We start from the raw sequence: 12,622 nt of genomic DNA, 5'->3' as shown, positions 1-12,622 counted from the left end.
CAACCCCACATTTTTCTCTAGTACTTCATTGTTAATGATGTACACCAGTGTGCGTAAAAACGTACAGCAGGTTGGGAAAAATACCTCTAGTCTTTAAATTTTGTTGTGGCAAAATATTACACATAAGGACATAAAGTGGAAACAAGGACTGTTTGTCACAATAAGCGCATTATGCGCAATAACTAAAACAATTATAACAATAAATATAAGAACTACAGCGCAATGAAAAAAGCCTAAGCTCTGCTTGGGCTTTTTTCTTTCGAGTTGACTATTTTTTATGATTTGCAAAAAGTATCAAAATAATGAGTGTTAAAAATATGATGGAACTTCTATTAAACTGTATTTAACGAGAAGCAATGCGCATTATTTTGTGTATCTAAGCGTCATACGATACTTATTCTCTGTGGTACGGCTAAGAGTTCATTGGCATTTTATGATTTGCATAGATTTTAGCTGATGAAATGAATATTGAGCTGTGTATTTTGGCTTAAAAAATATCTTGCTGAGATTACACATTTTCCTTTGCTGATAAATGGCTATTTAATAGTCGAATTTCATTAAAAATGTGATTTAATATTCATTTTTTAACCTTTAATCTGTTAGATAATGATTTTTCATAATCAGAGAGAAGATTTAAAGACTGACATTTGGTTCTTTTTTGTTTAGTAAATTTTAATAGTGCGCATATTTTGCAATCATGACCATTTTCCCTTAAAATATCCGACTTGCTGTAGTGATGCACGGCAGTCAGTTGAGCAATCAATTGATTCGTATCAAATGTAACTTATTAAGCATCTCGGAGAAATCGAATGGCTTTAACAAACGCAGATCGCGCAGAAATCATCGCTAAATTTGCTCGTGCTGAAAACGACACTGGTTCACCAGAAGTTCAAGTAGCACTTTTAACTGCTCAAATCAATGACTTACAAGGTCACTTCAAAGAGCATAAACACGACCATCATAGCCGTCGCGGTCTTATCCGTATGGTTAACCAACGTCGTAAGTTACTTGACTACCTAAATGGTAAAGATCATGGCCGTTATGTTGCTTTGATCGGTGCTTTAGGTTTACGTCGTTAATTCGATTGAAACTTTTATTTTCGGATTATTGCATGTCAAATGCTGTATTACTGAAAACTAAAGTATATCTAGCTATGTCTAGATAATGGGGAAGGGGCGAATGTTTCGCTCCTTCTTTGTGTTTGAAAATAGTGTGTCTAGTGAGGTCGGCTTCTAAGCTTTGTCATTTGCGCAAGCTTTTGGTTGCGAATGCCAAACCTTAGGGGTCTCCACTAGAATAGCTGTTCACAAGAACTAGGAAAAAAATACATGTCTATGTTTAATATTATTCGTAAAGAATTCCAATACGGTCAGTACAATGTAGTACTTGAAACAGGTCGTGTTGCACGTCAAGCAAACACGGTTGTGATCACGATGGGCGGCGTAACTGTACTGGTTGCAGTTGTGGCTCAACCAACGGCTAAAGCGGGTCAAGATTTTTTCCCTTTAACTGTTAACTACCAAGAAAAACAATATGCTGCGGGTCGTATTCCAGGTGGTTATGGCAAACGTGAAGGTCGTGCTTCTGAAGCTGAAACTTTAATTTCACGCTTAATTGACCGTCCAATTCGTCCATTGTTCCCAGAAGGTTACTACAACGAAATCCAAGTGACGGCAACAGTTGTGTCTTCTGACAAATCAATGGAAGCTGACATCGCTGCAATGCTAGGTACTTCTGCCGCGCTTGCAATTGCAGGTACACCGTTCCGTGGTCCAATTGGTGCTGCGCGTGTTGGTTTAATCAACGGTGAATATGTTCTTAACCCGAACTTTGAACAAATGGCGCAATCTGACCTTGACCTTGTGGTTGCTGGTACAGAATCTGCAGTATTGATGGTTGAATCAGAAGCGAAAGAACTTTCTGAAGATCAAATGTTAGGTGCAGTGCTTTTCGGTCATGACGAAATGCAAATTGCTGTACAAGCAATTAAAGAATTTGCTGCTGCTGCGGGTGCAACAGAGTCTACTTGGACTGCACCAGCGAAAAATGAAGACCTTCGTACTAAATTGAAAGAAGCGTTTGAAGCGAAAATTTCTGAAGCATATACCATTGCGGTTAAGCAAGACCGTTATGCAGCATTAGACGCGATTCAAGCAGAAGCAGTAGCGCAATTCGTTCCTGAAAATGATGAAGCGGGTATTGCTGATGACTTGAACGAATTGTTCGAAGATTTGAAATACCGTACTGTACGTGACAACATCCTTTCTGGTAAGCCACGTATCGATGGTCGTGACACGAAAACTGTTCGTGCATTAGACGTACAAGTTGGCGTATTAGACCGTGCACACGGTTCTGCATTGTTCACACGTGGTGAAACGCAAGCATTAGTGACAACGACACTTGGTAACACACGTGATGCGTTAATGGTGGATACTTTAGCGGGTACTAAAACTGACAACTTCATGTTGCACTATAACTTCCCTGCATACTCTGTAGGCGAAACTGGTCGTGAATCTGGTCCTAAACGTCGTGAGATTGGTCATGGTCGTTTAGCACGTCGTGGTGTGCAAGCTGTTCTTCCAGCGGCTGATCGCTTCCCGTATGTGATTCGTATCGTATCTGACATTACTGAATCGAACGGTTCTTCTTCAATGGCTTCTGTTTGTGGTGCTTCATTATCACTTATGGATGCAGGTGTTCCATTGAAAGCACCAGTTGCAGGTATCGCAATGGGCTTAGTGAAAGAAGGTGAGCGTTTTGCTGTTCTTTCTGATATCTTGGGTGACGAAGACCACCTTGGTGACATGGACTTTAAAGTAGCAGGTTCTGCCAACGGTATTACTGCACTTCAAATGGACATCAAGATCGAAGGGATTACTGAAGAGATTATGGAAGTTGCGTTAAACCAAGCATATGCAGGTCGTATGCATATCTTGAATGCAATGAACCAAGTGATTTCACGTGCACGCCCTGAAATTTCAATGCATGCACCAACATTCCAAGTCATCAACATCAACCCAGACAAGATTCGTGATGTCATTGGTAAAGGTGGTGCAACCATCCGTGCGATTACTGAAGAAACTAAAGCAGCAATTGATATCGAAGATAACGGTACAGTTCGCGTATTTGGTGAAACTAAAGCGGCTGCACAAGCTGCAATTGCGAAAATCCAAGCACTGACTGCTGAAGTTGAACCAGGTACGATTTACACAGGTAAAGTCATTCGTATTGTTGAATTCGGTGCATTCGTAAATATCCTTCCAGGTACTGACGGTTTGCTTCATATTTCACAAATTTCAAATGAGCGTATTGCCAACGTTGCAGACGTATTATCTGAAGGTCAAGAAGTGAAAGTACAAGTTGCAGATGTCGACAACCGTGGTCGTATCAAGTTAACGATGAAAGATGTTGAACAAGCTTAATGCATTGATCATCTTTTAATAAAAAGCCTGCTCTGCTGAGTGGGCTTTTTTATGCCTCAGTATTTTATTGAATAACTGCATAAAGCGATAAAGTTTGTGGTGAAATTGCGATAAAAATGAATATGCTAAGCAGAATGCATTACACTCAACTTCACGAAATAAACAACAAGATTGACGGAATAGAGTGACTGGATAGATGCAAAGCTACTATTTTTATCAACATCCGACGGATGCTTATATTTACGTACAACAGCAGGCGTTGGACCACGTTGAGCCTGAATTCATCTGGATTGATAGTACCCGTGAAGATCTGGTCAATCATGCCGAACATTGGCAGCAGCAAATGTTTGAAATGACAGGGGTGAGCTTAAATGAATTTCATGTCAAAGATATTTTGAATTTGGAGCATCCATGTGCTTTTGATGCAATGGAAGATTACGACTTGCTCATTTTCCGTAAATTGATAACTCCAGATGACAAGATCCAGACAGGGGAGCAAGCATTAGAGCAACATGAGCGCTTCTTTGGACTCTCCACGACACCTATTAGTTTTGTTCTGACATCACAAGTCTTGATTACGGTGCGGGAGCAAGGAAATCAAATTATCGAGCAGTATATTGAACGGATAGATTCAATTGCAGCACGTACTATGGATGAGCAAAACAAGCCTCGTAAACTGTCACATAGCCCTTTAGATTTAGCATTGCGTTTATTGAATGCCATGGTCGATGGTTACTTGGATTTGCGAGTGCCACTCACCCGACGTGTGGAATATTGGCAACAAGAGTTATTACAAGGACACCGCCGTTTTGCCAAATGGAATCAGTTACTACAGGAAAACATGGCATTTCAGCAAATTGAAAATCTGTGCGAAGAACAAATCGAGGTCTTACAAGAATTACGTGATGAAATCGTAGAAAACTATTCCCATTTAAAACCGAAAAAGCGCTCTGAAAAACGCGATATAGTGTTGGTGCGTACTGATGATTTGGTCAGTCATGTCGAGCGTATTCAAAAACATACGACGCGTTTACGGAGTGCTGTACAGGCAGCAATCGAATTACATTTTTCAGCGATTGCGAACCAAACCAATGAAAACATGCGAATTTTGGCGATTATTACCGCAATTTTTGCACCGTTAACCTTATTGACAGGGATATATGGAATGAACTTTGAGTTTATTCCAGGGCTGAAATCTCCAATTGGGTTCTGGTTAATGTTGATGGTGATGTTGATCACGACGGTCTGGTTGATTCTGTATTTCTATCGTCGCCACTTGGTGGGACGTGGTGAAAAAAGCGTGATTGATATGCTGGCGCAACAACATCAAGATCAGCATGTGGGTTTACTCTGGTTCCTAGATTACGAACCCATTAAGCAAGGGGTCAAAGTCACCTTGAAAGAAGTGGAAAAACTGACAAAATTAAAATAATCACGATCAAATACAAGAAGATGTCATGAAACTGACATCTTCATTTTCTATGCTCTATATAGGCAAAATAGCATGATCTGATTTTATGCTAATGCACGTATAAATAGATGAATAAAGCGCAGTACATGTTCCGAACTCACTTAGATTTGTGAATTGGTATGATCTTGTAGTAGGCGATAAATTTCATCCTTGAGACGAAGTTTTTTACGCTTTAAAGCTTCAATGTCATCATTGATACGAGAGACAGGATTAAGTTCGCGTCGACAGATTTCCTGATCTAGTTCGGCATGTTCTTCGAAAATTTTCGCAAAGTGCGGATTATCCTGACGTAGTTGAGGAATAACTTCGCGGTGTTCAGGGAACATGAGTTTCACTTTCTTGTTACATTCTTTTGTTTTCATGATAACCGTATTTCTCTCAAGTGAATGATAAAAGAACAATAACCCGCTCAATGATGAATTAAGTTCAAGGAACGGGCTGTATATCGGATTTATGAGTCTTGTATATGCGCATGCCGAACTTGGCGACGAAGTTGTTGTACTTCATCAATCAGATCCAACATCATGGCAACTGCTGAAAAACTGGCATCAAAATCACGTTGTAAACGATAGGCTTTACGCGCACGTGTGACATCTTCACCAAAGAATTGATGAATTCGTTCTTCTGGGCGTGTCGGTAAAATATCGTATTCCAACAGTTGTAAAACCCATTCTGGGCTTTGACCACAGGCTTCGGCAAAGTGTTTTAAATCGAAACTACGATGTTCATCGACGATCTCTGCGGTGCTATAACCGTCGCAAATAATTTCTCGATAATGAATGGTTGTCATAGCGTTCTCCTTAAAGTTGTCGAGGCTTAAACTGCTTAAAGGCTTCAGCAAAAGCTCGGTAAGCTTGTTCTTGCTCAGCGTTTTGTGCAGGTGGATTCACAATGTTTAGAATTAAGAATAAATGCCCTGCTGTTTTATTGGGAATTCCTTGATTTTTTAAACGTAATTGTTGTCCTGTTTTTGCATTTTTGGGTAGGTTTACTTGAACTTTCGTGCCAGCAGGTGTAAGTAACTCAATTTGTTGTCCTAATGCGGCTTCCCATGGGGTCACAGGCAACGTGTAGTAAATGTCTGTACCTTCAACACGGTATTGATCTGTATCTTTGTAATAAATCTCGATATATAAATCGCCATTTTCACCACCACGGATACCAGTTTGTCCTTGACCTGCTAAGCGAATTTGTTGTCCTTCTTTCATCCCTTTTGGAATTTTGACTTCTAGGGTTTTGCGTTGTACTTCGGGTTCGCCATAGGCATTAATGCTTGGAATTTGCAGGGTAATTTGTTGAGAAGTGCCATGAAAGGCAACGTCTAAATCAATTTCCAGCTTGGCATGTTGGTCTTCACCTCTAAAAGATTGCTGTCTTTGTTTATATTGATAATTCCCTCCGCCAAAACCTGTTCCAAAGCGACCAAATAGGTCTTCAAAGCCTGAAAAATCGGATGTACTGCCTTGATTAAATCCTTGTCGATAAAATTGAGCATCATCAAATCCAGACGCGCCTGCTTGTCCCCCAAACCCTGAAAAACCTTCAGGATGATCTAAGATGAAGTCATATTCTTTTTTCTTCTCTTCATTGCTAAGTGTGTCATACGCAACGTTGACTTCTTGCATACGAGCTTCAGCATCACTTTCTTTACTGATATCGGGATGGTACTTTCGTGCCAGCTTTCGATAGGCTTTTTTTATTTGGTCAGGAGGAGCATCGCGTGGAACTCCCAGAATTTCATAATAGTTTTTAGACATACGTATTTAATAAAATTGATGGTATTTTAATCAATATTATGATGTCTTTGGGAAAGAGGGAAGTAGTGTAGAACTGTTCGTATTTGTTTCAAATTATAACAATAAGAAAAAGCCCACGGAGGGCTTTTTCTTAGTACGGTAGGGTTTTAATTTACTGGACTTTAATCCATGTCATCAGGCGGACATTCGAGGAGCCTGCCTCTTGAGCACGAACTTGCAGATATCTGGCTTCCTGAACTAAATGTGCTTCCGAAACATAGTACTGTCCTGAAAGTGGATCAAGAAATTTACCTTCAATATATTCGTTGTGTTTTTCAGGATTTTTCTTTAACCCTGATAAAATAGTTAAGCCGATCATCGGTTGATTTTTTAAATGGCCTGTACATTTTTGACAAGTAGTCAATTTCTCTTTGCCAGATAATGGGCGTATTTCGATCACTTGTGCGCTATAGACATTGTGCTGGTTTTTACTGATGATGACATCTGCCAGTGAGTGACCTGTACGATCATCCACGGTTTTCCATTTGCCAATCAGGGGGTCAGTGTTTGCTAAGCTGTAAGTACTGCACAGCAAAGTTGTAATGAAAACCGTACGGGAAAGAAAACGAATTCCCATGAAAAATTACCTCAGTGTATATCAGTTAAGTTTGAATGAATCACATATTAAAATGATGGATTTCTTATCATGAAGAGACGCAGTTCAACAAAAAAATTGTTATCTTCGTCACGCAATTTTAGCGTATCTTTTTATACGTTGAATATATCATATTGCTCCAAATGCACTGAAATCGGCGCTTTGGCATAGCAAGTGGACATGGAATGTTCTTAGAGCTTATCTATATTAAGTCGTAGAAAACTGCCTGTTGCATATCAATGGGCTGCATAACAACAGGCAGAGGCAAAGTTAATGAATGTTTAACTTAAATGTTCGCCGAATAAACCCAGAGCTTCTTCGGCTGTGAACTGATATTGGGTATTACAGAATTGGCAATCCATGGTAATTGGATTTTGATGTTCTAATGTTTCACGCACTGCTTCTACGCCAATTTGTTGTAAGGCATTAGCACAGCGATCTTTAGAACAGGTACAGCCAAATTTGAGTTGTTCAATTTCAGGTAGTCGCACATCTTCTTCATTGTATAGACGATACAGAATTTCATTGGCTGCTAATTCAGTGAGTTCATCAGCTTTTAAAGTTTCTGTGAGCATGGTCAGACGTGGCCATAAATCTTCATCAATCCGTTGCTGTTCTTCTTCACTAATGCGTGGTAGCAACTGAATGAGTAAACCACCTGAGCGTTGTGCTGTACTGGCCAAAACAATGCGGGTAGGAATTTGTGCAGAAAGATCATAATACTGCATCAAGCAGCCCGCTAGGGTCGTTTGATCAAGCGGTACAATCCCTTGATAACGCTCACCAAATTCAGGTTCAATGTTAATAAACAGAATAGGATTAGTCAGTGATTTTAGTACGGTGCTGCTGTCAGTTGCTGCTTGGAAACGAGGATCTTCTTCGTAGTCGGCTAAGGCACGAACTTCACCCAAATGGTTGCATTCCGCCATGGCCCATTTAAATGTTCCAGAGGCTTGAATTTGTAAGCTGATACGCCCTTTAATTTTTAGTGTACTGGCAAGCAAGGCCGTGGCACTGAGCATTTCACCCAGTAAAATTTGTACAGCTTGTGCGTAGTCACGTTGGGCAAGAATCGTTTGTAAGGTTGCTTCCAGATGAACGACTTCACCACGAACAGGGCAATCTTCAATATAAAAGCGTTGACGTATATCAGACATAATTTTCTCCAAAACCCTGCTTTAATGGTGGCGATATTGTAAAACACAAGTCATTTTGCTTCATCTCGTGTTACATCTATTCGGGTAGAATCTAAACCACGTTGTAAATTCACGCCTGTTTCGACTGCACGAATTTCTGTATCACGTTCAAACAAATGTTCCAGTTCAGCAAGGGCGTTTCGGTGCGACTCATATACCTTTTGTTCATCGGTATAGACGCATTGTTGCTGTTCCAAGAGCTGTTCATCATAATCGCGAAATAACTCAATACTTTTTTGGGCATCAGTATCACTAATACCTAAGTCACGTAAGGCCCGATACGCCATGCCGAGTGAAGATAAATAGGTTTCTCGCCAAATATGCTGCACACCCAAGTCACGTAATAAGTGTACATGATGTCGGTCTCGTGCTCTGACTAATAACTGTAACTCGGGGTAATTCAGGCGGATATGCCGTGCCACATTCATCGAGTCTTCAATATCATCAATGGCTAAAATAAACACCTTGGCCTGTTCAATACCTGCGGCTCTTAAAATATCAGGGTGGGTGGCATCGCCATAATACAAATGACCCCCATAGTTACGTACAAAATCGACTTTTTCTAAATTACTGTCGATGGCGGTAAATTTTTGATGTTGTAAATGCGCGACACGGGCAATGATTTGTCCAAACCGACCAAAGCCCGCAATAATCATGGCGGAGTGTTGTTCAGGAATATCATCATATTCAGGGACGGTAACAGGCGTAAGACGCGGCACCACACCTTGACGAATCACCCAATACAAAATCGGGGTCAACATCATGGAGATAATTACGATGAGGGTGATAGGGGCAATGCTGGCAGCAGAAATGAGTTGTTCATCTTGCGCTACGCTGAACACCACAAAGGCAAATTCTCCACCCTGTGCCAAACAACTGGCAAGCAGCAAGCTGTTGGGCCAAGAGACCTGATAATAGCGAGCAATCCCCGTAAGTGTCGTAAATTTAACCAGTAAGAGGAGTACTGCACCCGCCAGAATAAACACAGGTTGTTGCCATAAAATATGAATGGGAGTCAGCATACCTACCGTCATAAAAAATAGACCCAGTAGCAGTCCTTTAAACGGTGCAATACTGGCTTCCAGTTCATGTCGGAACTCGGAATCTGCCAATAATACTCCCGTTAAGAATGCACCTAGTGTGGTGCTGATATTGAGTAGATCCATCAACATCACCACGGCTAAAACAATAAATAAGCCCACTGCGGTGATCAGTTCATGTGCACCTGTTTTCGCTACAAAGCGGAAAAAAGGACGAATCAGATAGCGACTGAATAAAAACAGCCCGGTAAATGCTGCGATAATCGCAGCAAAATAGGCGATGCCATAATGCGTTGATTCCACACCTGCCAAAAGAGGAATCACGGCAATCAGAGGAATCGCTGCGATGTCTTGAAACAGTAAAATCGAGAAAGATTGCTGCCCATAACTGGTATTGAGTTGCTGCTTTTCTGTGAGTAGTTGTAATACGAAGGCGGTAGATGACAGCGCCAGTGCACTACCAATCACCAAACTGGCAGCAATGCCTTGTTGCAACACGAAAAACAGAATAGTGCCAATCACCACCGCAGTGATACCCACTTGCGCACTGCCCATCACAAAAATGGATTGACGCATCGTCCAAAGCCGTTGTGGTCGTAGCTCCAACCCAATTAAAAACATCAAAAGAATGACGCCAAATTCAGCAAGTTGTTGAATCGCTTCGGGATCATTGGCAATGTTCAGCACATGAGGTCCCAAAAGAATCCCTGTGATTAAATAACCCAAGACTGTAGCAATGCCGAATCGTTTCAGTAGTGGCACCACCATCAGCGCTGCACCTAAAAAAAGCGTGATTTGCAACAATAACGACATGCATCTGTCCTGAAATTAAAAAGTTGTGATGAATTGCTGAAGTACTGGTTTAGACTCAACTCAATTCCTGTGGGTCTATATCCAGACTGAGTTTCATGCTGGCAGGTTTGTGCTGCAACATGTTTTGCCACCATGCCCTCAAATAATAGTGCAAACGTGCTCGATCTTGGGAAAATAACACCATATGTGCTTGATAACGACCTGCTTTACGTTCCATCGGGGCGGGAATTGGTCCCCAGATATCGATGTTGAGTTCGGAAATCTGACGAAGTTGTTGTGCATGTTCAGTCAGATATTGCTGATTTTGTTCCTGACTTTTCGACTCACAGCGAATTAGCGCCGCATAACGATAGGGTGGGAACAATGCTTGTTGTCGTTCTTTCAACGTTTGACGGGCAAATTGTCGATAATCGCCATCCACTAAGGTGTGTAATAAAGGGTGTTCTGGGCGCAGGGTCTGTAAATAGACATCGCCTTTTTTCTCGCCACGTCCTGCACGTCCCGCCACTTGAACAATGAGTTGGGCAGTTCGTTCTGGTGCACGAAAATCGACACTAAGTAAGCCTGAATCAATATCTAAAATTGCCACCAAAGATACATAGGGAAAATGATGCCCTTTGGCGAGCATTTGTGTACCAAGTAAAATAATCGGTTCACTTTTTTGAATGCGATCATAAATTTTTTGCCAGCTACCGACACGACTGGTGGAGTCTCGATCGACCCGAATGACCTCAAATTCTGGAAAGAGTTCCTTTAAACTTTCTTCAACTTTGGCAGTCCCCATACCAATCGGTTTAAGTTCAGTATGATGACATTGCGGGCAATGATCTGGCATGCGATGAATGGTGCCACAATGATGACAATGCAAATGCTGATAAGGTTGAGTATGCAAGGTGAAATTGGCATCACAATGCGGACATTTCGCTTGCCAAGCACAACTTTCACAAATCAGTACAGGGGCATAGCCTCGTCGATTGAGAAAAATCAGTACCTGTTCTTTGCGCGCCAGACGCTTGTGCATTTCGTCCAGTAAAAACTGACTAAAACCATGCTGTTTGCGCCCGACTTTTAAATCCAAAATGTGCAACTTAGGCAACAGTGCCGTGCCTGCACGTTCATTTAATTCTAGTCGGGTCAGTTTACCTTGATCGGCCAGTGCATAACTTTCCATGCTCGGTGTTGCTGAGCCCAAAATAATGGGACAGTTTTCCAAATGCGCGCGATAGAGCGCGACATCACGCGCATGATAACGAAAACCTTCTTGCTGCTTAAAAGAGAGATCATGCTCTTCATCTAAAATGATTAAGCCTAGATTATGCAATGGGGTATAAATGGCAGAACGTGTGCCTAAAATAATCGAGGCTTTGCCCATTTGCGCACTTTGCCATGCTTGTAAACGTTTAGCATCTGTCAGCCCTGAATGCAGCAGGGCAATATGACAGTGAAAACGCGATTGAAAGCGACTAATGGTTTGGGGGGTCAAACCAATTTCAGGTACCAACACCAACACTTGTTTGCCTTGCTTCAAGACCTCGTACATGATTTGCAAGTACACTTCAGTTTTACCACTACCTGTTAAACCATCCAGTAAATAGGCATGATAAGACGAGAGTGATTTCAGTACCTGCTGAATGGCATGCTTTTGATCGGGGTTGGCGGTCAGTGGCATTTGCGCCAAACTCAGGGCTTGTGGGCTAAAATCTTTTTGTTCTAAATAAGCCTCACAGATGCCTTTCTTTTCCAAAGCTTTTAACGTAGCGGTTTCAATGCCCGCTAAATTCAAAATATTTTCTGAGGTACCCGCAGGGTGTAATTTTAAAATTTTATAGGCAAGTTGTTGTTTTTCAGAACGCTTGATTTTGTCCTCAGCATGTTGGTCTAGCAGACGCCACATATGGGCCAACAGATCATACGGTTTGCCTTGCCGTAATAAGGTCGGCAGAGCACTCTGCATCACTTCACCAATCGGGAATTGGTAATATTGTGCTGCCCATGTCAACAAAGTTAAAACTTTATTATCTAGAATGGCATCGTCATCTAGCAAAGCTTGAATGGGTTTTAGCTTAAACTTGGGATTCTCAGGAGTGTCAGGTGTGAGTTTTTGCATAACCACACCAATTAAATTTCGAGATCCGAAGGGCACAGCAACACGCGCTCCGACTTTCGCTTGCTCATAATCCTCTGCGGAAATCTGATAGTCGAAGCAGTCGTAAACATGGGCTGGAACGGCTACGCGAATCCGATAAGGCACGAAAGGGGGCGATACTGTGTTTGGCATAAAAGGGTCAA

At 41.6% G+C, this 12,622-nt stretch carries 10 protein-coding genes; 3 read left to right on the top strand and 7 right to left on the bottom strand.

The features are described 5' to 3' along the window. Positions 1 to 809 precede the first annotated feature (809 nt). The 3 genes from rpsO (at position 810) to F4W09_RS08705 (ending at position 4,854) form a co-directional block, all read left to right on the top strand. Positions 810 to 1,079 (top strand): 30S ribosomal protein S15, encoded by a 270-nt coding sequence (rpsO, locus tag F4W09_RS08715; RefSeq protein ID WP_004637724.1) that lies wholly within the window; start codon positions 810 to 812, stop codon positions 1,077 to 1,079. A 255-nt stretch (positions 1,080 to 1,334) separates the two neighbouring features. Beyond that, positions 1,335 to 3,422, top strand: coding sequence for a polyribonucleotide nucleotidyltransferase (gene pnp, locus F4W09_RS08710; protein WP_171069608.1), 2,088 nt, complete (start codon positions 1,335 to 1,337; stop codon positions 3,420 to 3,422). A 196-nt stretch (positions 3,423 to 3,618) separates the two neighbouring features. Then, complete coding sequence (locus F4W09_RS08705; protein ID WP_016168372.1) at positions 3,619 to 4,854, top strand: magnesium transporter CorA family protein; 1,236 nt, start codon at positions 3,619 to 3,621, stop codon at positions 4,852 to 4,854. A 140-nt stretch (positions 4,855 to 4,994) separates the two neighbouring features. Here the strand turns inward: F4W09_RS08705 and F4W09_RS08700 are convergent, their stop codons facing one another. From F4W09_RS08700 to F4W09_RS08670, 7 genes are all read right to left on the bottom strand, one after another. Further along, positions 4,995 to 5,255 (bottom strand): HP1242/YdcH family protein, encoded by a 261-nt coding sequence (locus F4W09_RS08700; RefSeq protein WP_016168371.1) that lies wholly within the window; start codon positions 5,253 to 5,255, stop codon positions 4,995 to 4,997. A gap of 89 nt (positions 5,256 to 5,344) precedes the next feature. Next, on the bottom strand, positions 5,345 to 5,683 hold the full coding sequence (locus F4W09_RS08695; protein WP_016168370.1) for a chaperone modulator CbpM: 339 nt from the start codon (positions 5,681 to 5,683) through the stop codon (positions 5,345 to 5,347). 10 nt (positions 5,684 to 5,693) lie between these two features. Beyond that, positions 5,694 to 6,650: a DnaJ C-terminal domain-containing protein gene (locus F4W09_RS08690; protein WP_016168369.1), complete on the bottom strand. Its 957-nt coding sequence runs from the start codon at positions 6,648 to 6,650 to the stop codon at positions 5,694 to 5,696. A 151-nt stretch (positions 6,651 to 6,801) separates the two neighbouring features. After that, the gene (locus tag F4W09_RS08685; protein ID WP_016168368.1) at positions 6,802 to 7,266 is read right to left on the bottom strand and encodes a DUF2147 domain-containing protein; all 465 of its coding nucleotides are present in this window, start codon (positions 7,264 to 7,266) and stop codon (positions 6,802 to 6,804) included. Between the two features lie 299 nt (positions 7,267 to 7,565). After that, positions 7,566 to 8,441, bottom strand: a complete 876-nt coding sequence (hslO, locus tag F4W09_RS08680) for an Hsp33 family molecular chaperone HslO (protein ID WP_016168367.1) — start codon at positions 8,439 to 8,441, stop codon at positions 7,566 to 7,568. Positions 8,442 to 8,491: 50 nt separating this feature from the next. Continuing rightward, entirely contained in the window at positions 8,492 to 10,333 is a 1,842-nt protein-coding gene (locus tag F4W09_RS08675; protein ID WP_016168366.1) for a monovalent cation:proton antiporter-2 (CPA2) family protein, read from the bottom strand. Positions 10,334 to 10,388: 55 nt separating this feature from the next. Further along, entirely contained in the window at positions 10,389 to 12,611 is a 2,223-nt protein-coding gene (locus F4W09_RS08670) for a primosomal protein N' (RefSeq protein ID WP_044740575.1), read from the bottom strand. Between the last annotated feature and the right edge of the window lie 11 nt (positions 12,612 to 12,622).

Origin of the sequence: Acinetobacter tandoii (assembly GCF_008867985.1) — a bacterium.
In the GTDB taxonomy this organism is placed as follows: domain Bacteria; phylum Pseudomonadota; class Gammaproteobacteria; order Pseudomonadales; family Moraxellaceae; genus Acinetobacter; species Acinetobacter tandoii.
Note: the sequence above shows the minus strand (reverse complement) of the source record. Positions and strands in the feature narration are given on the sequence as shown.